Origin of the sequence: Nocardioides sp. AE5 (assembly GCF_031844485.1) — a bacterium.
Classification (GTDB): Bacteria; Actinomycetota; Actinomycetes; order Propionibacteriales; family Nocardioidaceae; genus Nocardioides.
The window spans coordinates 37261-60400 of record NZ_JAUZVI010000014.1 but is presented as its reverse complement, the minus strand read 5'-3'; the positions used below and the strand labels follow the sequence as shown (position 1 = coordinate 60400).

Genomic DNA, 23140 nt, shown 5'->3' with positions numbered 1-23140 from the left:
GATCGAGTTCGCCTACGCCCGGGACTGGCTCATAACGGGTGGCCCCGCTGTCGCTACCACTTTGCCTGTCGGCGGCGAGCCCGTGCTGACGCCCGGCGGCGCCGTCCGGCGTACTTCGCGGGGCTGCTCCCCGAAGGGCGGCGACTCTCCGCGTTGCGTCGGGCGATCAAGACCTCCGCCGATGATGTTGCGGAACTGCTTGCCGAAGCCCGTCGCGTGAAGTAACTGTCGGGGGGTCTTGGCAGAGTCGCGAACATGTATCGCGCCGTGGTTGGTCGTCGTCCCGTAGCTCGCGGTAATCCGGGCGTGTGCGAACTATTCACATTATCCACTTGTCATGGATAATGTGAATAAAATGAGGTGGCGTGATGAAGTGGCGAGAAGTCTTGGCCGACGAAGGCATTGCGGTGGATGTCGTGGACAGCCGTCGCGTGCTCCTGAGTGATGAGCGCGTTTCAGCCGAAGTCATCATGTGGCTCCATGAGTCCACGCGACCGTTGACTCCTTCGAAGGTTCCGGCGCTGCCAAGCGGTCCGGCACTGTTGGCCGTTCCGCGAGGCACCGCTGCCTTCGTCGAGCACGCCCGCTCCCATGGATGGTCCGTAGTGTCCGATGACGGGATGCTCGACGTCGACCTGGGTGGCCGTCGCATCGTGCGAAGGCCCGGCGCGGACGAGCAGTCGTCCGGCCAGCGAAAGGCGAGCGGAAGGACGGGCTCAGTGCCGTGGGCCCAGTTCTCGGTCGTGAGGGCCATTGCCGCGCTTGCCGCCGGAGACGGTGGCCACGTGCGAACGACGCAGCAGCATCTGTCCAGGATCGTGGGCGCTTCCCAGCCGACGGTGTCACGGGCCTTGCGACGTATTGAGGCTGCTGGCCTCATTGAAACTGGCCGTTCAAGTGTGGTCGTGGGCGATCTCTCGCTCCTGGCTTCATGGTGGCTGCGAAACTATCCTGGCCCCGGCGGCATCACCGGCTATTGGTACGGCCTGGATGCACCTGCTGACCAGGTCCGCGACGCCGTGCGAGTCCTCGGAGTGGACGCGGAACGTATCGCGATATCCGGCGAGGTGGCAGCGGACGTCATGGCCCCCTGGCAGCGCCCACAGCAAGCGAAGGTCTACGTGCGCGCTGCCCGACCGCTGACTCCGGCGGGGCTGGTTGCGGTCCCCTCGGCTGGGGCCGCCACCGTGCAGGTGACCATCCCGGACGACCCCGGGGTGTGGCTGTCCGCCGCCTGGGGCGTCCCCTCGTTCGGGGACGCGGCTGAGTTCGCTGACCCACTCCAGATCTTGTACGACCTGGAACAGTCTCCGTCGCCGACGGCTCAGGAGGCGCAAGCGCGCCTGTTGGATCAGTTGCGTGGCCCTTTGGCGCAGCGATGGGCGAACTCGGTTGGGGTGGCGCAATGACAGGAAAGGCGGCGCCCCTGCGAGAGTTCGAGATGACCAGCACGTCCCGTGAGCAGGACCTCGGCTACCTCGCGCTGCGCGATGTCGCCGCGGTGAGGCGCCAGTTGGAGGATGGGTACCGAATCGTGGGCGGGAACGCCGTGTCCTTGCTTGCTGCGGCTTTCGAGGTCGTGGGAGTGCCGGAGCGCGACACCGCAGACGCTGACGTCGCCGCTGACTTCGAGGTTCTGGCCAACCCGGAATTGCTGGAGCGGATGGCTGCGCTCGGCTACACCCGTGACGACGGAAGCCGCCTCTCCCGCCCGCTGAGCGAATCTGAGCGGCGGGGATACCACGGTGGTGGGGCAAGCGAGGTTCCGGCGGAAGTGGCGGCGCTCAGGGCAACGGTCGATTTCATGGGCCCGTCGCTGAGTGGCCGGCATGAGCCGAACCAGGAAGCGGGTGACCTCCACGTCGACGCCTTTCCGGGAGTGAGCCTGGCCTTGGCTCAACCAGCGGTCCTCGTCTCCTTCAATGTCCGCTTGACGACGGGAAGCACGTTTCGCGTGAGCGTGCCCTTGCCCTCGCCCCAATCCGCGCTGTGCCTGAAATTGCTGGCCTACCGAGACCGTCTGGCCCAGAAGGACGCCGTTGACGTCTGGAGGTTGCTGGGTGTCTGCCGGGAGGCCGGCTTGCGACCCGGCGACTGGCGGAACTCTGGATCACAAGGGGATGCGTTGACCGTTCTGTGGGACTTCGTGAAGGTCGGAGGTTTCGGGCTGAAGTCGATGACCCCAGACGTCCGGGCGCACGCGACGGTCCGCGCGCTCGCCCTGGCTGTCGCACCGGCCCGCTCGCTTGGGTGAGCGACACGCCCCTTCGTCCAGAAGCGTGTGCCATGCCCCGTAGTTCATCGAGGGAACGTCGCAGCTCAGAACACGTTGCGCGGCCGGAACTGGACCGAGATCCGGGGCCCCGCGTGGGCGGTCTTGGGCACCGCATGCTGCCAGGTCCGCTGGCACGAGCCGCCCATCACCAGCAGGTCGCCATGGCCCATCGTGAAGGAGATCGACGAGCCGCCGCCGCGCGGTCGCAACAGCAACCTCCGCGGGTCACCGAACGAGACGATGGCAACCATCGTGTCCTCATGGCGACCCCGGCCGAGATCATCGCCGTGCCACGCCACCGAGTCCTGGCCGTTGCGGTAATAGCAGCACCCGGCCGAGACGAACGGCTCCCCGAGTTCGTCGGCGTAGTGGGCGCCGAGTGCGTCGCGCGCCTGGTCGAGCACCGGGTGGGGGAGCGAGGTGCCGGGCAGGTAGGTGTGCACCAGGCGCGGCACGTCGACCACCTTGTCCCACATCTCGCGCTGCTCGGCCCGCCACGGTACGTCGTGGACCAGGGTGGCCAGCAGGTCGTCGGCGCCGGTGACCCAGTTGGGCCGTACGTCGACCCAGGCGCCAGAGCCCAACGTCGTACGTCGGGAGGCACCGAGGTCGGCCAGCGCCGGGCCGACGGCGGGCTCGGCGTCGAAGAGGCTGGCCTGGAACTGGACGCTCATGCGCGCCACCCTAGCCGACAAATCGAACAACAGTTCGATGTGCGGGGTGTGTCGGCGAGACCCCGGGACAACCCTGAACGGTCCCTGAACCGCCACAAATCTGTTGCCCATGTGTCGGTGGCCTCCTCTAGGGTTGTTGCCCATGACGACGACACCCGCGACGACCACGGCACCACCGGCTGCTCGAGTGCGGAACCTGGTCAAGACCTACGGCATGGGACAGGCCGAGGTGCGCGCCCTCGATGACGTGAGCCTGGACCTGGTCGCGGGTGAGTTCACCGCGGTGATGGGGCCCAGCGGCTCCGGCAAGTCCACCCTGATGCACTGCTGCGCGGCCCTCGACACCGCCGACAGCGGCACCGTCCAGATCGGTGACCACGAGCTGACGACGATGAACGACAAGGCCCTGACCCGGCTGCGCCGCGACGAGATCGGATTCGTCTTCCAGTCGTTCAACCTGGTGCCGACACTGACCGCGGAGGAGAACATCCTGCTCCCGCTCTCGATCGCCGGCCGCAAGCCCGACCGGGAGTGGTTCGACGCGGTGATCCGCACCGTCGACCTGGGCTCGCGGCTCGCGCACAAGCCCAGCGAACTCTCCGGTGGCCAGCAGCAGCGCGTCGCGGTGGCCCGCGCCCTGGTCAGCCGGCCCAGCATCGTGTTCGCCGACGAACCCACCGGCAACCTCGACTCCCGATCCGGCGCCGAAGTGCTCACCCTGCTGCGCAACAGCGTCGACGAGCACGGCCAGACCATCGTCATGGTCACCCACGACCCGGTGGCCGCCGGCTACACCGACCGCGTCGTCTTCCTGGCCGACGGCAAGATCGTCGACGAGCTGCGCCAACCCGACCGCGACCAGGTGCTGGGCAAGATGCAGGAGCTCGCCAACGAAGCACCGGCCGAGGGCTGAGCCGGATGTGGAAGGTCACCTGGCGCAACCTGCTGGCCCGCAAGGTCCGGCTCGCGCTCTCCGGCTTCGCGATCGTGCTCGGCGTCGCCTTCGTCGCGGGCACCCTGATCTTCACCGACGCCATGGGCGGCACCTTCGACGACATCATCGAGGGATCGACCGCTGACGTCGAGATCGGCTTCGAGGGCGGCACCGACTTCGTCTCCGGCGAGGACAACCGGACCATGCCCGCCTCGGTCGCCGCCGACCTCGAGCAACTGCCCGGCGTCGAGTCCGTGCACCCCTCGGTCGGCCTGCAGACGGTCTTCGTCCTCGACAAGGAGGGCCAGGTGATCGGCGGCAACGGCCCGCCCGGCCTCGCCTTCAACCCCACCGACGCCACCTCCATGCACGGCAAGCCGATCCTCGACGTGGTCGAGGGGAAGATGCCCGATGGTCCCGGCCAGGTCGCCCTCGACACCGCCACCGTCGAGAAGGGCGGCTTCGCGGTGGGCGACCAGATCAGCTTCGTCACCGGCGCCACCCCGCCACAACTGGATGCGGAGCTCGTCGGGATCGTCGAGTTCGGTGCCGGCGGCACCAACGGCGCCACCCTGAGCATCTTCGAGCTCGGCTTCATGCAGGACACGTTCTTCGAGGGCGAGGACGTCTACAACGCGATCTCCCTCAACGCCGCCGACGGCGTCTCGCAGCGCGAACTGGCCGACCAGGCCCAGCAGGTGCTGCCGGACGGGGTGGTGGCGTGGACCGGCGACGAGTACGTCGAGATGAACAAGGCCGCCCTGGACGAATTGATGGGCTTCCTGACCACCTTCCTGCTGGTCTTCGCCGGTGTCTCCCTGGTGGTCGGGATCTTCCTGATCATCAACACCTTCTCGATCCTGATCGCCCAGCGCTCCCGCGAACTTGCCCTGCTCCGGGCCCTGGGCGCCTCCCGCGGCCAGGTGAACCGCTCGGTGATCCTGGAGGCCCTCGCTGTCGGCGTGGCCGGCTCCACCCTCGGGCTCGGGCTGGGCTATCTGCTGGCGCTGGGGCTCCGTGCGCTCTTCGCCTCGTTCGGCCTCGACCTGGGTGATGCTGCGTTCACCGTCTCGCCGGCCACCATCTTCTGGGCGTACGCCGTGGGGCTGGTGGTCACCGCGATCGCTGCAGTCACCCCGGCGGTCCGGGCGTCGCGGATCCCGCCGATGGCAGCCCTGCGCGACGACGTGTCGATGCCCGAGGCGACGCTGCGCCGCCGCATGGTGGTCGGCACCACCCTGGTGGTCGTCGGAGCCCTGTCGATGTTCCTCGGCCTGCTCGGTGACGGGGCCACCGGGCTGTGGCTGATCGGGCTGGGCATCCTGATGGTCCTGGTCGGGGTCTCGCTGATGAGCGCCCTGCTCGGTCGCCCCCTGCTGCTCCTCTTCGGGATCGTCTATCGCAAGGCGTTCGGCGCGGTGGGCAACCTCGCCACGCAGAACACACTGCGCAATCCACGGCGTACCGGCGCGACCGCCAGTGCGCTGATGATCGGCCTGGCGCTGATGTCGATGATGTCCATCTTCGGCTCGTCGGCCTCGGCCAGCACCGACGCCGCGATCAAGGAGACGCTGACGTCCGAACTGGTGATCTCCAACGCGATCGGCCAGCCGTTCTCGCCCGGCATCGCCGAGGAGGTCGCGCGCGTGGACGGGGTGAAGGGCGTGGCCCCGGTACGGTTCGGCTATCCGAAGATCGGCAACGGATACGCCGGCGTGCTCGCCGTCGACCCGACGGTGATGGAGAACGCCTTCGAACTCGAGGTCGTCGACGGCGACGTGGCCGACCTCGGACCGGGCAAGGTCGCTGTCAGCGACCGGCAGGCCAAGGACCACGGCTATCACGTCGGCCAGGTCTTCGACATGGAGTTCGACGCCGGGACCCAGCAGGTCGAGGTCGCCGTCATCTTCGCGGCCGGCGGGGTGCCCTCCGACTTCATCGTCTCGCCCGATGCCCTGGAGAAGGGCGGCCAGCGGGCCCAGGACTCGATGGTCTTCGTGACCATGGAGGACGGGGTCGACAACGACGCGGTCCGTGCCGACATCGAGGCGATCACCGACGAGATCCCGACGGTGACCGTCAACGATCCGCAGGAGTTCGCGGACGCCCAGAAGGCCCAGATCAACCAGTTCCTCTACATGATCTATGGCCTGCTCGGCCTCTCCGTGGTGATCGCCATCCTGGGCGTGGTCAACACGCTCAGCCTCTCGGTGATCGAGCGGACCCGCGAGGTCGGCCTGCTCCGGGCGGTCGGCCTCGGCCGCCGCCAGTTGCGCACGATGATCCGCCTCGAGTCCGTGGTGGTGACCGTCTTCGGTGCCATCCTGGGCCTGGTGATGGGCGTGATCTTCGGGTCGTCGCTGGTGATCGCCCTGCGCGACCAGGGGCTGACCGACCTGGCCATCCCGTGGGGGCTGCTGGTCGGGTTCGTGATTGCCTCCGCGCTGCTCGGCGTACTTGCGGCGGTCTTCCCGGCACGCCGCGCCGCGAAGCTCGACGTGCTCCAGGCGATCGCGACCGACTGACGCGGCCACGACCTGGGCACGTTGCGGCCGTTGTTGCGCGAGCAGTTGCCGGTCGGTGCCCCGTTGCGGTGTCGTTCGCAGTCACCCGGTGACTGCAGACGACACGGCAGTCGAGGAGATCGTCCCGGTGGTGCACCGCGCGAGGCCATAGGCTGCTTACCATGAGCCTGTTGCTCGAGATCGCGGTGCACGCACCGCGCGACGTACCCGGCGCCCAGGAGGGTGGCGCGGACCGCCTGCTGCTCCGCACCCCCGCCGCGCTGGCGCCCGACCTCACCGAGGCCTCGGCGGTGCTCCGCGAGGCCGACGTACCAGTCCGGGTGATGCTGCGGCTCAACGAGTCTTGGACCACCACCGGCGGTGAGTTCCGTCGACTGGTCGGCCTGGCCGAGGAATACGTCGCGCTGGGTGCCGAGGGGGTCGCGTTCGGTTTCCTGGACGCCGACCTGGAGGTGGACGTGCACACCTGCATCACCCTGGCCGAGGAACTGAGCGGCATCCCGTGGACCTTCCACGAAGCGATCGACGCCTGCCTCGACCCGCGCCGCTCCTGGCGACGGGTGATCGGCCTGCCCGGCCTGGATGCGGTCTTCTCCTCGGGCTCGCCGCTGGGGCTGGGCCACGGCTACGAGGACCTCCTCGCCCAGGCGCAGGCCTCGCCGGAGAGCGCCGCACTGATGCTGCCCGGTCACGGACTCGTCCCCGAACAGGTGCCGTGGCTCGCCCGGGCCGGGGTCACCCAGTTCCACGTCGGCTCCCAGGCACGCCCCGGTGGCTCGCCCAAGGCCTACGTGGACGCCGGCCATGTCCGGTCGTGGCGGATGCTGCTGGATTCCTGACCACGAACGCTCAGTCGTTGTGTCGCGAACGCTCAATGGTTGTGTCGCGAACGCTCAGTCGTTGATGTCCGAAAGCTCAATCGTTGCGTTTCTGGGATCAACGATTGAGCTTTCGAGCATCAACCGTTGAGCGTTCGTGGGTCAGGCGCAGCCCATCGCGAGTTGCTGGACCCGTTGGGTCACGGTGGGGTCGTCCTCGCCGAACTCGGGGTCGACCAGTTGCTCGACCGTGAACTCGCGGATGATCCCGTCCGAGAAGCAACGGGCCTGCTCGGGCGTGGCGCCCTGCTGGACCCAGATGGAAGCCATCTGCGAGCGGATCGCGACCAGTTGCAGGGCGTCCTGGGCCGAGTCCGAGCCCAGCCGGGCCTCCCCGGTGTCGCAGGACTCGAGGCGGATCTGGTCGCCGGTCCGGGTCACGGAGGCGGCGCCCGCGGGTTGCTCCTTGCTCCACGCAGCCAGCGCCTCGTCCATCTCGGTCAGGTCGCGGTCCGTGTCCGCGACGAAGTCCGCGGTGATGCAGGTCTGGTCGCCCCGGGTCACGGCGACGTAGTGGTCGCCACCCCATCCATCGGCGGCGTCGAGCGCATCGTTCAGGCCGATTCGCTCGGCCAGCACGAGGTAGAGGAAGAGCGCGCCGAACTCACCGGAGTCGAACTCCTCGTCACCGTCCTGCAACTCCGGCTTGGCGACCTCGGCGGCCGGGTCCTCGTCGATCAGCCAGGTCCACGGGTCCATCAGGTGCTCCTCGGTGGAGGGCGGGTTGCGGAAGAGTTCGTCGACCGCCTCGTTGCCGCCGTCCTCGAAGGCCAGCGTCACCAGCGGTTCGCCCAGCGCGTACGACGAACCCATCATCACCAGCAGCACCTTGGGGATCTCCTCGAGCTTCTCCCCGATGTCGCCCTGCTCGTCCTCTTCGGACTCCTCGATCGCCGTCTGCTCGTCGGCCGTGAGCGAGTCGAAGTACGCCGTCTCCACCCGGGAGGCGTCGCCCTCGACCACGCCGCGGAAGACCGACGAAGCGGTGCCGTCCTCGGACTCGTCGAACTCGTCGAAGCGCGCGGCCAGGTCGAAGTGCTGGTCCTGGAGGGCGTGGGTCAGCTCGTGCACCATGGTCAGGGTGACGGCCGGCGTCAGCTCCGAGCCCCGGACCCGGATCCGCTTGTCCCCGAACGAGAAGAACCCCAGCGTCCCCTCACTGCTCAACGCATTCATCTGCTCGAAGAGGTCGACGTCGGCCTCGATCAGGCCAAGCGCCCGCAGCATCGCGGTGAACTGGTCGAGTTCGTCGCGGTCTTCCTCGGTCAGTTCGCCCTCGTCGGTCGTCATCTCGGCCCGGAACTCATCCTCGGGCAGGAAGTCGACGTACACCGGGTGCTTGAACTCTAGCCCCCGGTGCTCCTCCACGATCGGGATCAGGTCGGCCACCCGGGCATCCCACTCCTCGGGGAACTCAGGCCCCGAGTCACGCTGGGAGACCACGACGATTGCCACCGCCACGGCCGCGACCAACAGCACCACCAGCCCGAGCACCAGCGCGACCACGCCGGCACGGGGGCCGTTGTCGGATGGCGGCGGTATCGGCGGGGGCGGGGCTTGCCAGGTGGGAGTGGTGTTCACGCGGGTGAGAGTACCCGCGTTTGACCCGGCTTGAACCGGGAACAGTCAGGCCTGCCCGCACAATCGAATATCCAGGAGGAAACCATGGCTGCCAAGGGACTTGACGCGTTCAAGAGCATTGACCCCCGTCAGCTCAAGACCCCGATGCAGCGGGTCTTCGGCGCCATCACCCTGGTCGGGATCATCATGGTCGCGATCGCCTCCATTGCCTCCAACGCCAGCGCCGCCAACGAACGTCGTACGTTGCCCGAGTGCAGGGAGACCGTGACGGCCGACTGCATCGAGGTCGCCCCGGGTGTCTACAGCACCACCGGCCAGGAGGAGACGTCGCGCTACTTCGCCCGCGAGGGCGAGCGCCGGGAGAAGATCAAGGTCTCGCTCAGCCCCAACCAGAGCCGTGAGCTCCGCAGCCAGGCCGACGGACTGTACGTCGACGGCGACCTGATCGGCCTGCAGGACCGCGACGGCGAGCGCTACTGGTCGCGCGAGCGGAAGCTCTCCCTGGAGATGCCCTGGACCATCGTCTTCGGCATCGGCGTGGTGCTCGTGCTCGGTGGTGGACTGGCCACCGCCAAGTCCCTCAAGGATGCGGCCTCCGCCTGACGCAGGACCTCACGCTTCGGCGTCGGTGCTGGGGGACGCCTCGCAGCCTCACGCTTCGGCGTCGGTGATCCGGTAGGCGTATCCCTGCTCGGCCAGGAACCGCTGCCGGTTCTGCGCGAACTCCGCATCCACGGTGTCGCGGGAGACGATCGTGTAGAAGTGCGCACTCTTCCCCGCCGCCTTGGGCCGCAGCAACCGGCCCAGCCGCTGGGCCTCTTCCTGGCGTGAGCCGAAGGAGCCGGAGACCTGGATCGCCACCTCCGCCGAGGGCAGGTCGATGGAGAAATTGGCGACCTTGGAGACCACCAGGAGGCCGAGTTCCCCTGAGCGGAACGCATCGAAGAGGCGCTGGCGCTCCTTGACCGGCGTCTCGCCCTTGATCACCGGCGCATCGAGTGCCTCGGCGATCTCGTCGAGTTGGTCGATGTATTGCCCGATCACCAGCGTCGGCTGGCCCTCGTGCTCGGCGACCAGGCGGCGTACCACGTCGATCTTGTGGTGGGTGCACGCCGCCAGCCGGTAGCGTTCCTCGGGCTCCGCGGTGGCATAGGCCAGCCGCTCCGCGGACGGCAGCGTCACCCGCACCTCGACACAATCAGCCGGCGCAATGTAACCCTGCGCCTCGATGTCCTTCCACGGCGCGTCGTACCGCTTCGGGCCGATCAGCGAGAAGACGTCGCCCTCACGCCCGTCCTCGCGGACCAGCGTCGCGGTCAGCCCGAGCCGGCGGCGCGCCTGCAGGTCCGCGGTCATCCGGAAGATCGGCGCCGGCAGCAGGTGCACCTCGTCATAGACGATCAGCCCCCAGTCCCGCGCATCCAGCAACTCCAGGTGCGGATAGGTGCCCTTCCGCTTCAGGGTGAGCACCTGGTACGTCGCGATCGTCACCGGGCGGACCTCCTTGACCGCGCCGGAATACTCCCCGATCTCGTCCTCGGTCAACGACGTACGCCGCAGCAGTTCGTCCTTCCACTGCCGCGCCGAGACGGTGTTGGTGACCAGGATCAACGTGGTCGCCCGGGCATGCCCCATCGCGGCGGCGCCGACGATCGTCTTGCCCGCGCCGCAGGGGAGTACGACGACCCCCGAGCCGCCGTGCCAGAACGACTCCGCGGCCTCGGCCTGGTAGGGACGCAGTGACCAGCCGTCCTCGGCGAGCTCGATCGGGTGCGCCTCGCCGTCGACGTACCCGGCGAAGTCCTCGGCCGGCCAGCCCAGCTTGAGCAGCGCCTGCTTCAGGCTGCCGCGCTCCGAGCCGTGCACCACCACGGTGTCGGCATCGATGCGCTCGCCGAGCATGCCCTTGATCTTCTTGGCGCGGAGCACTTCCTCCAGCACCGGCCGGTCGGTCGAGGCGAGGACCAGGCCGTGCACGGGGTGCTTCTCCAGCCGCAGCCGGCCATAGCGCGACATGGTCTCGGCGACGTCGACCAGAAGTGAGTGCGGCACCGGATAGCGCGAGTAGGCCAGCAGGGTGTCGACCACCTGCTCCGCGTCATGGCCGGCAGCGCGAGCGTTCCACAGCCCCAGCGGGGTGAGGCGATAGGTGTGCACGTGCTCGGGGGAGCGCTCCAGTTCCGCGAACGGCGCGATCGCGATCCGGCAGGCGGCGGCGTCCTCGTGGTCGACCTCGAGCAGCAGGGTCTTGTCGCTCTGGACGATCAACGGGCCATTCACGGCCCCCAGCGTACGGTCACGATCCACGCGACTTGTGCGGTGGTGTTGACGGAAACGGGGCGCACAGCCCTACTCAAGTGACGATAACTCCGCGTTACACGCGAAAAAGGGGGAGAGAGAAAGGGGCGCGGGAAGAGGCGGGGTCAGTTCGACGCCGCGGCACGCTGCCGGGCCCGGAATGCGGCCACGTTCGCCCGAGAGGAGCACCGGTCCGAGCAGTAGCGGCGGGACTGGTTGGGGGAGGTGTCGACATAGACCCGGGTGCACGGCGCGGCACTGCAGGTGCCCAGGCGCGAGGCACCCATGTCGCAGACCAGGTTGGCCAGCCCGAGCAGGGATTCGGCGATGACCAGGTCAGCGACGCTCGAGGCCTTGTTCGCGACGTGCAACTGCAGCCGACCCGGCGCGTGTTCGAAGATCCGCGGCGTGATCGGGTGCTTGCCCATCAGGTCGTTGAGCACGCCGACCGTGCCGTCGACATCCCCGGCGTCCGAGGCCTCGAAGACCGGGCGCAGCGAGGCCTGGAACCTGCGCAGCGCGGTGACGTCCCGCTCGACCACCTGGTGGTGCAGCCAGTCGCGGTCCTGGAGGAAGTCGACGACCGCATCGATGTCGACCAGGTCGGCATTGAGCAGGCGTGCTGCTGCCTCGGCATAACCAACGACGTCCATGGCTACGATTCTACGGAGTCGCCGGCGGCCACCAGTCGGACCGCATTGAGCCGGTGGATCGAGAAGTCGCGGGTCTCCTCGCTGCGGTGGTCGTACGCCGTCAACTGGCCGCCCTCGACCCGGACCGGGTCCAGGATCCGCTCGGTGGCGGTGCCGTGGTTGTCGAGGTAGTTGATCCAGACGCTGGAGCCGTTCTCGATCGCCATCCGCAGCAGCGCCAGGGAGTCAGCCGGGGTGGTCGCGGTCCGCTCCTCGGGGCGTACGTCGCGGGCCCGGTCGCCGGCGCGCAGCGCCGAGACCGCATGGGTGACCTGGGCAGCCTCGCGGGCCGCGTCCCGGCCGGCCGGCCGCTCGCGGGGCGTGCGGGAGCGCAGCGCCTCCACTCGTGCGATGTGGACGGTGCCGTCGTCGGCCTCCACGACCGGGGCCGCGCCGAGGTCGCGCAACCGCGGCAGCAGTACGTCGATCGGGGTGGTGCTGACCAGGACCGTCGGCGCGATCCGGCGCAGCCCCAGGGCCGCGGCCCCGCGCGTGGTGAGAAGCGCGGTCAGCTCGGCCTCGTCGTCACTGCGCAGGAACGCCTCGGCATAGCCCACCCGCAGCGAGCCGAAGGTCCGTGCCGTGTCGTCGACCAGGTAGGACAGCGGCTGCGGGATCGGGGTCCGCGACGCTTCCTCGAGGAAGTGGTGGATCTCCGCGGCCGACCAGCCGATGTCGAGCGAGCGGCGTACCGAGGACTGGGAGAAGCGGTAGACGGTGGCGCCCCCGCGCGACTCGACGTCTGCCACCTGCTGCAACCGGGCGGCCAGCGTCGACTCCAGGGGCCCCGGCGCGATCGCGGTGAGGTCGCCCTGGACGAGGATGTGGTCCACCGGCTCGGGCAGCAGCGGGGCCAGCACGGGCGCAGGGTCCTGGCCGGTGACCAGTGCCCGTCCGTGGTCGGCCAGCCCGCCGAGGCCGACGACACCGAGCAGGGAGGCCTCCTCGATAGCCGCGGCGACCAGTCGGACCTGCCCTGCCGGGCGCCGCGGACGCAACCAGTCCACCCGCGCGGCCAGCGACGGTACGCCGGTCCCGGCGGCCAGCACCTGGCCGTCCGGGATGGTGCCGAGCTGGGCCAGGGTGAGGTGGCGGACCTCGATCGCGTGCGGGTCGACCAGGCCGGGCGCGAGCGCGTTCAGCGCCTTCCCGGATGCGTCGCGGGAGCCGATCATGGCGCTGGTGCGGGGGCTGGTGAGCCAGGCCCGGGCGAGCCGGGTCCAGCGTTGCGCGGCCTCCTCGCGCAGCCACCCGTCGTACGCATCGGTGGGCAGCCACGAGTCGATCAGGTCGCCGGGAGAGCCGACGGCCAGCAGGCGGGCCGAGGCGGCGAGCTCGACCAGGAATCCGGCAACCCGTTCGTCCACCTGGAGCAGGCCAGCGACGGCCTTCAGGTCACGCACCCCCAGGCCGCCGGTGCGCAGCGTGGCCGGTGGGCGCGTGCCCCATGCGTCCAGGAGGAGTTCGACCCGGCGTACGGCGTCGAAGGCGGCCCCAGCCGCAGCCCGGGCGACCATCGCGCCCTCGCGCGCGGAGGTGACCAGTTCGGGGATCGGCTCGGCCCAGGCCGGATCCGCCTCGCGGGGGAGCAGGTCGGCGACCACGCTCAGCGCCCGCGGACCCGAGGCCGAGTCCCAGACCAGGGCCAGGTCGGCCAGGCGTGCCAGCGCACCGGATCCGGACTCCGGTGTTTCACCGTCCCTGACGAGGGCATGAAGGAGGAAGAGTTCCGCACGAGTCAGCCGGTCCAGGGCGCGCAGCACCGAGGCCCGGGTGGCGGCGCGGGACGCCAGTTGCGACGAGTCTTGAGGAGCAGGAGTGGCCAGGTCCGGTCGGGCGCGCAGCAGCCGCGCGACGCGGTCCTCGGGCCATGCGCGCAGTTGGTCTGCCAAGGATCGGAAGTGGCCAGCCATCCCTCCCACGCTACTAGCGGCCACCTCGGACGCCCTCCGCGACCACGCCTGCTGGTCCAACCCCTTACCCTGTCGGGGTCGGGCACCAGAAGCGAGCGCGGGATGAGGGGGGCAACCGGCATGGTCCATCTCGACTGCGGAGCCGCCACGGACACCGGCCGCGTGCGCACCCACAACGAGGACTCCTACTTCGCCGCAGCACCGGTCTTCGTCGTCGCCGACGGCATGGGCGGGCACCACGGCGGCGAGGTGGCGAGCGCGATCGCCACCGAGGAGTTCGGGCGGCTGGCCCACGAGGGCTATGACCCGGCCCACACCACCGACGTGGTGGTCGACGCACTGGTGGCGAGCCAGAGGCGGATCCAGGAATACGGGCGCCAGCACCACAGCGACGGCGAGATCGAGTGGTACGCCGGCACCACGGTCGCCGCGGCCCTGCTGTGCGAGGACGAAGCAACCCCCAAGTGGCTCCTGGCCAACCTCGGTGACTCGCGCATCTACAAGGTCCACGAGGGTCGCCTCGACCAGGTCTCGGTCGACCATTCGCTGGTCCAGGAACTCCTCGACTCCGGCGAGATCGACGCCGAGGAGGCCGCCGTACACCCCGAGCGCCACGTGATCACCCGGGCGCTGGGCGGTCCGGTGCTCCGTGCCCCTGATTTCTTCGTCCTCCCGCTGAGCTCCGCCGAGCGCGTGCTGCTCTGCTCCGACGGGGTGAGCGGGATGATCGACGACACCACCATCCACCGCATCCTCACCTCCACCACCGATCCACGCGATGCCGCCGACGCCCTGGTCAAGGCATCGCTGGAGGCCGGGGGAGAGGACAACGCCACTGCCATCGTGATCGATGTGGTGGGATTGCCAGAAGACGTCTCCGACGCCGGAGCACGAACCGAACCAGTGAGTCTGGAAGACAAGTTGGGAGCCCTCCCGTGACCGAATCCATCAGCGCCGACCGTTCCTACCGCCCCGGTGGGTGGTACGCCGTCTTCGGTGCGGAAGCCAGTGTCCTGCTGCCCGAGAGCGAGAAGGCCCGGGTGGCGGCCCTGTGGGAGCAGGCCGACGCAGGGGCAGGCTTCGACGAACTGCTCGATGCGCTGATCGCCAGCGGTCTCCGGGCGTTGCCGGGATTCGTGTTGATCACGGCCGCTGACCCGACCCGCATCGTGCTGCGCGGCAGCGCCCGCGCCACGGTCGTCCTCCCAGGAGGCGAGGAGGTCGAGGTCGACGGCGGCGCCGCGGCGACCTGGGTGGAGCGCTCCTTCGAGGAGGTCGAGTCGATCACCCTGGTGCTCGAGGACGCCGAGGGAGACGTCGCAGACTTCCCGATCATCAACGGACTGGTCCGGGTCTCCCGGGTCGACCGCCCGGCCCGCACCCAGGCTGCGGGCGTCGCGGACGCGGATGCAGCGGCCGGCGCAGTCATCGGTGGCGTCGAGCCCGCCGAAGGTGGCGTTGAGCCTGCTGACGGTGGCGTCGAGGAGTCCGGGAACGCTGGCGGCTGGGAGGCCCCGGCGTCCACCACCGGCTCCGAACCGGCCCCGGGCGACCCGCTGGGCCAGCAGTCGGAGGATGCGGCGGCGATGCCGGCGCCTGTGCCCCCGATTCCGGCACCCGTGCCGCCGATGCCCTTCCCTGTCGGTGCCGACGACGCAGGCCACGCCGATGCCGGCGCGGGCGAACCGGCCGACGATGAGCTGGTCGACGACGAGCCAGTCGACGAGGCTGTTGCCGAGGGCACCGGGGACGAGGCGAGTGACGCACCGGCTGCAACCGACCCGGTGCTTGCGGAGTCGGCCGAGGACGACCCCGAGGCCACCGTGCTGGACCTCCCCGTGATCGAGGACGAGGCGCCCACCGGCGGCCAGCACCTGGCGGCGGTGCCCGCATGGGGCGGCGCACCCGATGCAACCCCGGAAGCCCCGGAAGCATCGGACACCCCGGCCGTGCCGGCGTGGGGCGAGCCCGCGCCTGCGCAGGCCGGCGACCACACGGACGAGCCTGCGGACCAGGCACCGCCCGCGCCCCCGGCGGAACCGGTCTGGGGCCAGCCCACCGGCGAGGCGCCCGTCGAGCCGACGCCCGCAGCAGAGCCCCCGTCGAACCCGTTCGGGGCGAGTGCTCCGGACCAGCCGTCCAACCCCTTCGCGCCCGACGCGGGTGACCCGCCGGCCTGGCAGGCGCCGAGCGGTGACGACGTACCTCCGGCGCCCGCATGGGGTGCGCCCCCGGCCCCGCCCGCAGCCCCGTCCTGGGGGGATGACCCGCTGGCTGCGTCCACCCCGGCAGCGCCCAGTTGGGGAGCGGCCCCGGAGGGCGGCAGCGACGTCGAGGACCACGACCACGACGGCAACACCGTCACCGGCGCCGTGGACCAGGACCAGTTCGCCCGCCAGCACCCCGGCATCCCCGGCCAGCCGCAGGCGCCCAGCGTCACGGCACAGCCGGTCGCCCGGCTGGTCTTCTCCCACGGCGAGGACATCGAGGTGGACCGGGCGGTGCTGATCGGGCGAGCCCCCGAGGCGCGCCGCTTCACCTCCACCGACCAGCCCCGGCTGGTCACCGTGCCGAGCCCGAACTCGGAGATCTCCTCCACCCACCTCGAGGTGCGTCCCGGCTCGGGTGCCGACCACGGTTCGGCCATCGTGACCGACATGGGGTCCACCAACGGAACCGTGCTCACCCAGCCCGGCTTCGCCCCGGAGGACCTCCAGCCCGGCATCGCGGTCCAGCTCCTGCCCGGTGCCGTGATCGACCTGGGCGACGGGGTGACCATCCAGGTCACCAACGCCTGATCCCTCCGCGACCGTCCATGGCCGAAACCGCGATCATTGCCGAACCTGACCGCCGGTTCCAGGCGTTCGTGATCGACCGCGCGCTGGTCGTGTCGGTCGCCGGTGTCGCTGGCCTCGCAGCATGGCTGCTCGGCGGCGGCCCGTGGGCGTGGGCGGGCGTCACGACGGCGGCCGGATTCGTGGCGGGTCTCGTCATGGCCATCGTGGCTGGTGTCACCGGACGTACGCCGGGCAAGGCGTGGCGCGGCCTCCGGATGGTCGACGCGCAAACCGGCCTGCCGATCGGCGTCGGGCGTTCGCTGCTCCGCTCGATCCTGACGACATCCGGCCTGGTCCCGCTCTTCGGGTTGGGAACGGCAACCCTGGCCTGGACAGCCATGGAGGACCAGACCGGGGAACGCCGGGGCTGGCACGACCACGTCACTGGGTCAGTGGTGATCGATGTCCGTCCCCGGCCGGTCGTCGAGGCCGAGGTGGTGGCCCAGCCCAGGCACGTGGTGAACCTGACCGCGATGAAGCTGGTCCCGGTGCGCCAGGCCGTCGCGCCCCAGCAGGGCGCGCAGCCACATGCGCCGCTTCGGTCGACTCCACCCGCCCGCGCTGTCGGAACGCCTCCTCCCGCCGCCCCGTCCGCGGGCATGTCGACCGGAACCTCGACCGGCCAGAGGCCCCGACCTGCCGGTGCTGCGGTGCCACCCCCCGGTCCCGCGCCCCGGCCCGCCGATCCTGCGGTGCCACCCTCGCAGCCGGCACCCCACCAGGGCCCGGGCGGCGCGCCCACCGTGACCCCGGCCCCCGGCCCCCACGGCACCGGCATCCCCCACGACCCGACATCGACCGGACAGGCACCAGTCCACCCCGCGCACGGAACGGCTCCGCATGCACGGACCACGCCTGCAGCACCCCCTCCGGCCCGCCCGGAGCCGGACCAGCAGGCCAGGTCCGGTGATGCCACCGCATCCCAGCCCGTGGCGCAGCGCCCCAGGATCAGCGTGGACTGGCGGGTCACCTTCGACTCCGGTGAGACGTTCGTGGTCGAAGGCCTCGCGCTCGTCGGCCGGGCACCGAGCGCCCGGGAAGGCGAGCCAGTGCGTCACGTCGTACCGCTGGCGAGCCAGGACATGTCGATCTCGAAGACCCACGCCCAGTTTCACCTTGCCTCCGACGGGGCACTGGTGGTCACGGACCGCGGATCGACCAACGGATCGTTCCTGATCCGCAAGGGCGTGTCCCGAGAACTTCCGGCGGGTCGTGCGACGACACTTGTCCACGATGACCGGGTGGCCTTCGGGGACCGCATCATGCACGTGACCAGAGAAGGCTGACAGCCGAAGGAGATCGCCGATGGCAGTGATCCAGGCCCGCGGGCTGGGCAAGACCTACAAGGGCAAGACGGCGGTGTCGAACCTGTCGTTCGACGTCCGACCGGGCACCGTGACCGGGTTCCTGGGGCCGAACGGATCGGGCAAGTCGACCACGATGCGCCTGATGCTCGGGCTCGACCGCGGTGAGGGGCAGTGCCTCTTCGACGGCCAGCCCTTCATCACCATCCAGGACCCGATGCGCCACGTCGGCGCCCTGCTGGAGGCGAAGCCGTTCCACCCGACCCGGACGGCGCGCAACCACCTGCGGATGCTGGCCGCCCCCAACCGCGTCCCCGACGCCCGGGTCGACGAGGTCCTCGGCATCGTCGGCCTCGCCGACGTGGCCGGCAAGCACCCCTCGACCTTCTCGCTCGGCATGGGCCAGCGGCTCGGGCTCGCCGCCGCGCTGCTCGGCGACCCGCACACGCTGATCCTCGACGAACCCGCCAACGGCCTGGACCCGCAGGGCATCCGCTGGATGCGCGACCTGCTCAAGTCGCTGGCTGCCGAGGGTCGCTCGGTCTTCGTCTCCAGCCACCTGCTCAGCGAAATGGCACTGATGGCCGACGAACTGGTCGTGATCGGCCGCGGCCGGATGATCGCCAACGGGCCGGTGGAGCAGTTCACCAAGCAGTCCAGCGCCAACCACGTCCGGGTGCGGAGTCCGCAGGCCTCCGAGCTCGCCTCCCTGATCGGGCAGAAGCTCGCCGGGACCGGGTCGGTGAAGCTGGTGGCCGACGGGGAGCTCTCCGTGGTCGGCCTGACCAGCCAGGACCTGGGCGACATGGCCTTCGAGAACCAGATCCGGATCCACGAGCTGGCCACGATCCAGGCGTCGCTGGAGGACGCCTTCCTGGAGATTACCGGCGGCAGCGAGGAATACCAGGCCCAGCCGCAGGCGCCCCGCGCCATGAACCAGCCGCCTGGACCGGCGTACGGCGGACCGCAGCAGCCTCCGCCTGCGGGCCCCGGTGGCTACGGCGCCCCGTCGTACGGCGGACCGCCGCCGAACCAGCCCCCCGGCGGATGGGGCGCGCCGCCACAACCGCCCCACCAGCAAGGACCGCAGGGCCACGGCAACACCCCGGGAGGACAGGCATGACCGCCGCGCTGAAGTATGAGTGGATGCGCCTGACCACGCTGCGCTCCACCTGGTGGATCAGCGGCCTGGCGGTGCTCGTCGGAGCGGGGTTCACCTTCATCGCCGCGATGTCGATCCGGCTGAGCAGCCCGACGGAGGTCTCCGGCACCGTCGACGAGGACTGGTCACGGTTCTTCCTCGAGGCCGGGATGACCCAGTTCTCCAACGTCGACCCGTTCCCCTACCTGCTCGCCTATGCCGTCGCGGTGCTGGGGATCCTGTCGTGGGGCCACGAATACCGCCACGGCATGATCCGGGCCACGCTGACCGCGGTGCCCAACCGGACCGCGGTGTGGAGCGCCAAGTTCATCACCGTGGCCGGGTTCGTCGCCGTGGTCGCGATCGTGAGCTGCCTGATCTCCTTGGTCCTGACGCTGCTCTGGTTCGGTGGGCTGGACTTCCAGTACGACTGGCTGGCGCTGCTGCTGGCGATCTTCAAGCGGGTCGTCTACACGATCCTGGTCACCTGGTTGGTGATGGCAGTGACCGTGCTGATCCGCCACCAGACCTTCTCGCTGGTCCTGCTCTACCTGTGGCCGCTGGGTGTGGAGACGCTGCTGCGCGGACTGCTCGCGGTCTTCTCCGGACTGACCGGCAGCGACGACCTCTATGACCTGAGCCGGTTCCTGCCCTTCAACGCCGGTGGGCGGATCATGCAGAACTGGAACGGGGAGTTCGACGAGAACCTTGACCTCTTCGGCGAGCCGCTGAGCGCGCTGGGCGGCTTCCTCGTCTTCGGGCTGGTCGTGGGCGTGCTCGTCGGTGCCAGCCTGGCCGTCTTCAACAAGCGCGACGCCTGACTCGCCTGACAGTGGCCCGGTCGTCCTGAAGGGGGGCGTCCGGGCCACTGTTGCGTCTGCGACCCAGTAGGGGCGTGCCGGATCGGCGCGGCCGAGCAACAGGCCAGTGACTAACAGGCCAGGCGTGACCGGGTCCAACGAGCGCCGGCTGCCCGGATGCCCGGGATCAGTCGGTCAGGGAGACCGGGATCCGCACGGTGGTGTCATCGGCGCCCAGCCAGGTGATGACGCCACTGTCCGCCTGGGCGCCGTCGGCCGGGGCATCGATCCGGATCCGGACCTCACGGCTCTCCCCGGGCGCGATCTTGATCGCGGCAGGCGCGACGGTCACCCGGTGGTGCTCGAAGCCGGAGGCGGTGGCCGAGTAGTAGAGGGCGGTGGGCCCGACATTGGTCAGGGTGCGGACGATCTCGATGCGGTCCGCTGCCGGACTGGCCACCTGCACCGAGGCAAGGTTCAACCGGCTGTAGTCGGGTGCCTGGTCGCCGGTGGCGGCGTCGAGCGCTTCGCGATAGCCGGTCGGATCGAGGTCGAGGACCAGCCCCGGACGGATGGCGTCATCGCTCGCGATGCCGGACCCCTGCTGCAGCACGGCCGGTGCGTCGTCGGCGGGCTGGGCGGAGGTCATCAGCGCCGACCGGACCCGGTCAGCGGTCCAGTCCGGGTGCTCGGAGAGGACCAGGGCAGCCAGCGCGCTGACCCGGGCCGACGCGGCGGAGGTGCCGCTCAGCAGTTGCCAGGTGTGACCACTGCGCGGTGCGGACGCGGAGAGTACGCCGAATCCCTCGGCCGCCAGGTCCGGCTTCAGCGCGGTGCCGGTGGCGTCACCGCGGGCGGAGTCGAGCAGCACCCGGGAGGAGCCGTCGCCATCGACGTGGGCCAGCGTGCCGCGGACGTCGTCGGAGGCAGCAAGGGCATCGAGCAGGACCTGTCCCTGCTCGGCCGAGGTGTGCAGGGTCGGCACGGCATGGAAGTCGGCGCCGAGTTCCTCGTCGGGTCCGTTGACGAGCACCATGGCGACACCGTCAGCGAGGTCGACCGCGGAGGACTTGCTGACCCGGGCGTTGGTGCCGCGTTCGCAGACCACGACCTTGCCTGCGGCAGCAGCAGCGTCGAGGGAGCCAGGGAGGCACAGGCGCGCCTGATCAACGCTCCGACCGGGAGCAGGGATGGCCGAGGCGAGCACGATCGGCGCCTGGTCGGGAACCGTGGGGGAGGTCAGCACGCCCTCGATCCGGGTGCCGTCGCCAAGGACCAGTTCGCCGCCGAGGTCGTTCTCGGTGGTGGCGCCCACGGTGAGCACCCAGGGCTGTTCGTTCCCGGTGGTGGCGTCCAGGTCGTTGCCGGCAGCAGTCGAGACCAGGACGCCGGCCTCGGTGGCGCCGAGCAGTGCCCGGTCGACGGCGTCGAGCCCGGGCGTGCCCTCCACCGAGACGTTCAGCACGTCGACGCCGTCGACGACGGCCTGGTCGATGGCACTGATCACGTCGGCCGTGGAACACCCGTCATTGGCCGGGTCCGGAGCGGTCCAGCATGCCTTGTATACAGCGATCCGGGCGTCCGAGGCGATGCCGGAGAAGGTGCCGTGGTCGACCCCGTCCTCCAGTGCCGAGACGTTCGCGTCGCCGGCAGCGATGGAGGCGACCTGGGTGCCGTGGCCGTGGTCATCGCGGGGCGAGACCCCTGCTTCGGCCCGCAGGTTGTCCGCGCCGAAGCCGGCGACGAACGAGGTCGCCGCGATGATCTTGTCGTTGCAGCTGTCCGTGCTCCACCCGTCTGCGGCCTCGCAGGTGCCGCTGAACCCGGCCGGTGCCTCGCCGAGGGTGGGGGAGTCCGCGAAGACGGGGAGTTCGGGAGTGATCCCGGTGTCCACGAAGCCGATCACGGTGCCAGCGCCGGTGGGCGCGGCGTCTGGGGCCGGCGTGGTGGAGCCGGGCTCGTCCTCGTCGGGGGTGGTGCTGGCGGTGACGCGCGATGCCGGGGCGGAACTGGCCGGCACGGAGGTCCCGGCGACGCTGCGGATGGTGTTGCGCTCGACCCGTACGCCGGGGGTGAGGCGGGCCCGGAGCAGGGTTAGCGCATCGAGTTCCACCGCGACCCCGCTCACCGCGGTGGTCCAGCGGTAGACCGGCTCGCTGATGCCGAGGCGGGCCAGGAGGGCATCCTGGTCCGCGATCAGTTCGGCACGGTATTGCGAGGGGCGCAGCCGCCCGTGGTAACCGGCGGTGCCGGGCTCGTCGAAGACCAGCACATGGAGGTTGTCGCGTGCGCCGTCGGCGGAGCCGGGATCCGCCTGCGCCGGGGCCGTCAGGGCAGGGGCCAGGAGTGCGCCAGCCAGCGCACATCCGATCAACGCTCGCTTGAACATGAGCCCCACAGTCCCCATTCGTTTCCTGCGAAGGAACCATGGTGGCAGGCATCGGAGTGGGTTTCAATTCCCGGTTCCACCCCTTGTGGAGAGCGGATTGTTCCGATTGGTCCGGCCCGTTCCCAATCCATTGGCCCAACCGCGGCTGCGAGCCCTACTATGTGCAGCCGCGGGCCCACCGCATGCCGGAGTCACCGGCGACCCAGTGCGAAAGATGGAAGAGGTCAAGCCGATGCCGGTTGGCAAGGTGAAGTGGTACGACGCGGAGAAGGGTTTCGGGTTCCTCTCCCAGCCTGACGGTCCCGACGTGTACGTGCGCTCCGAGGCCCTCCCCGAGGGCGTCACCACCCTGAAGGCAGGCACCCGGGTCGAGTTCGGCATCGCGCAGGGCCGCAAGGGCGACCAGGCACTGCAGGTGCGGGTGCTCGACGCCCCCGCCTCGGTGTCGCGGAACCAGACCAAGGCGCAGCGCAAGAAGCCGGAAGAGATGGTCACGATCGTCGAGGACCTGATCCGGCTCCTGGACAGCACCGGGGAGGCCTACCGCCGCGGTCGCCACCCGGAGGCGAAGACCGCACGCCCCACCGCCAAGCTGCTCCGCGCCCTGGCCGACGAGCTCGACGCCTGACACGAACGCTTAATCGTTGATGCCCGAAAGCTCACTCCTTGATGTGGCTCCGCGGGTCATCGCGCTGAGCGGGTGACCGCGCCCTGGTCCCATCGCGCCGCCGTACGCCGTACGACGTACCGGCATCGCGGCGCCCTGAACGCACCGCCGTACGCCGTACGGGCACCGCAGCGCAACGATTGAGCTTTCGAGGCGCAACGGTTGAGCGTTCGCGGCGCAACGAGTGAGCGTTCGCGGCGCAACCATTGAGCGTTCGAGGCGCAACGAGTGA

18 protein-coding genes are annotated in these 23140 nt (G+C 70.0%); 12 read left to right on the top strand and 6 right to left on the bottom strand.

Going from position 1 to position 23140, the window contains the following annotated elements; translation table 11 throughout:
• Positions 1 to 368: 368 nt before the first annotated feature.
• A complete protein-coding gene (locus tag Q9R27_RS17335; RefSeq protein ID WP_311253712.1) occupies positions 369 to 1409 on the top strand; it encodes a helix-turn-helix domain-containing protein in 1041 nt (346 codons plus the stop codon).
• A 32-nt stretch (positions 1410 to 1441) separates the two neighbouring features.
• Positions 1442 to 2254 carry a hypothetical protein gene (locus Q9R27_RS17330; protein ID WP_311253657.1) on the top strand — a complete coding sequence of 271 codons (813 nt, stop codon included), beginning with the start codon at positions 1442 to 1444 and terminating at the stop codon, positions 2252 to 2254.
• A gap of 65 nt (positions 2255 to 2319) precedes the next feature.
• Here Q9R27_RS17330 and Q9R27_RS17325 read toward each other — a convergent pair whose 3' ends face one another.
• A complete protein-coding gene (locus Q9R27_RS17325; RefSeq protein WP_311253656.1) occupies positions 2320 to 2949 on the bottom strand; it encodes an alpha-ketoglutarate-dependent dioxygenase AlkB in 630 nt (209 codons plus the stop codon).
• Positions 2950 to 3091: 142 nt separating this feature from the next.
• Here Q9R27_RS17325 and Q9R27_RS17320 point away from each other — a divergent pair, with 142 nt between their 5' ends.
• The 3 genes from Q9R27_RS17320 (at position 3092) to Q9R27_RS17310 (ending at position 7247) form a co-directional block, all read left to right on the top strand.
• A complete protein-coding gene (locus Q9R27_RS17320) occupies positions 3092 to 3862 on the top strand; it encodes an ABC transporter ATP-binding protein (protein ID WP_311253655.1) in 771 nt (256 codons plus the stop codon).
• A 5-nt stretch (positions 3863 to 3867) separates the two neighbouring features.
• The gene (locus Q9R27_RS17315; protein WP_311253654.1) at positions 3868 to 6408 is read left to right on the top strand and encodes an FtsX-like permease family protein; all 2541 of its coding nucleotides are present in this window, start codon (positions 3868 to 3870) and stop codon (positions 6406 to 6408) included.
• Between the two features lie 161 nt (positions 6409 to 6569).
• Entirely contained in the window at positions 6570 to 7247 is a 678-nt protein-coding gene (locus tag Q9R27_RS17310) for a copper homeostasis protein CutC (RefSeq protein WP_311253653.1), read from the top strand.
• A 141-nt stretch (positions 7248 to 7388) separates the two neighbouring features.
• On the opposite strand, the gene Q9R27_RS17305 is transcribed toward Q9R27_RS17310, so the two are convergent.
• Positions 7389 to 8867, bottom strand: coding sequence for a hypothetical protein (locus Q9R27_RS17305; protein ID WP_311253652.1), 1479 nt, complete (start codon positions 8865 to 8867; stop codon positions 7389 to 7391).
• An 84-nt stretch (positions 8868 to 8951) separates the two neighbouring features.
• Here Q9R27_RS17305 and Q9R27_RS17300 point away from each other — a divergent pair, with 84 nt between their 5' ends.
• Positions 8952 to 9470, top strand: coding sequence for a hypothetical protein (locus Q9R27_RS17300; RefSeq protein ID WP_311253651.1), 519 nt, complete (start codon positions 8952 to 8954; stop codon positions 9468 to 9470).
• Between the two features lie 48 nt (positions 9471 to 9518).
• Here the strand turns inward: Q9R27_RS17300 and Q9R27_RS17295 are convergent, their stop codons facing one another.
• The 3 genes from Q9R27_RS17295 to Q9R27_RS17285 all read right to left on the bottom strand — a co-directional run bounded on the left by Q9R27_RS17295 (position 9519) and on the right by Q9R27_RS17285 (position 13770).
• Positions 9519 to 11147 (bottom strand): DNA repair helicase XPB, encoded by a 1629-nt coding sequence (locus tag Q9R27_RS17295; RefSeq protein WP_397220027.1) that lies wholly within the window; start codon positions 11145 to 11147, stop codon positions 9519 to 9521.
• A 143-nt stretch (positions 11148 to 11290) separates the two neighbouring features.
• Positions 11291 to 11818, bottom strand: a complete 528-nt coding sequence (locus Q9R27_RS17290; RefSeq protein WP_311253650.1) for a CGNR zinc finger domain-containing protein — start codon at positions 11816 to 11818, stop codon at positions 11291 to 11293.
• A gap of 2 nt (positions 11819 to 11820) precedes the next feature.
• Positions 11821 to 13770 carry a helicase-associated domain-containing protein gene (locus tag Q9R27_RS17285; RefSeq protein ID WP_311253649.1) on the bottom strand — a complete coding sequence of 650 codons (1950 nt, stop codon included), beginning with the start codon at positions 13768 to 13770 and terminating at the stop codon, positions 11821 to 11823.
• Positions 13771 to 13890: 120 nt separating this feature from the next.
• On the opposite strand from Q9R27_RS17285, the gene Q9R27_RS17280 reads away from it, so the two are divergent.
• The 5 genes from Q9R27_RS17280 to Q9R27_RS17260 are packed head-to-tail and all read left to right on the top strand — an operon-like array spanning position 13891 to position 19873.
• Positions 13891 to 14709 (top strand): protein phosphatase 2C domain-containing protein, encoded by an 819-nt coding sequence (locus Q9R27_RS17280; protein WP_311253648.1) that lies wholly within the window; start codon positions 13891 to 13893, stop codon positions 14707 to 14709.
• Complete coding sequence (locus tag Q9R27_RS17275) at positions 14706 to 16568, top strand: FHA domain-containing protein (RefSeq protein WP_311253647.1); 1863 nt, start codon at positions 14706 to 14708, stop codon at positions 16566 to 16568. The genes Q9R27_RS17280 and Q9R27_RS17275 overlap by 4 nt, the downstream gene beginning before the upstream one ends.
• Before the next feature lie 17 nt (positions 16569 to 16585).
• Positions 16586 to 17893, top strand: a complete 1308-nt coding sequence (locus Q9R27_RS17270; protein WP_311253646.1) for an RDD family protein — start codon at positions 16586 to 16588, stop codon at positions 17891 to 17893.
• Positions 17894 to 17912: 19 nt separating this feature from the next.
• Positions 17913 to 19034 (top strand): ATP-binding cassette domain-containing protein, encoded by a 1122-nt coding sequence (locus Q9R27_RS17265; RefSeq protein WP_311253645.1) that lies wholly within the window; start codon positions 17913 to 17915, stop codon positions 19032 to 19034.
• The gene (locus Q9R27_RS17260; protein WP_311253644.1) at positions 19031 to 19873 is read left to right on the top strand and encodes an ABC transporter permease; all 843 of its coding nucleotides are present in this window, start codon (positions 19031 to 19033) and stop codon (positions 19871 to 19873) included. Before Q9R27_RS17265 ends, Q9R27_RS17260 begins: the two co-directional genes overlap by 4 nt.
• Positions 19874 to 20039: 166 nt before the next feature.
• Here the strand turns inward: Q9R27_RS17260 and Q9R27_RS17255 are convergent, their stop codons facing one another.
• Positions 20040 to 22241 (bottom strand): S8 family serine peptidase, encoded by a 2202-nt coding sequence (locus Q9R27_RS17255; RefSeq protein ID WP_311253643.1) that lies wholly within the window; start codon positions 22239 to 22241, stop codon positions 20040 to 20042.
• A gap of 232 nt (positions 22242 to 22473) precedes the next feature.
• On the opposite strand from Q9R27_RS17255, the gene Q9R27_RS17250 reads away from it, so the two are divergent.
• Entirely contained in the window at positions 22474 to 22869 is a 396-nt protein-coding gene (locus tag Q9R27_RS17250; protein WP_311253710.1) for a cold-shock protein, read from the top strand.
• Positions 22870 to 23140 lie beyond the last annotated feature (271 nt).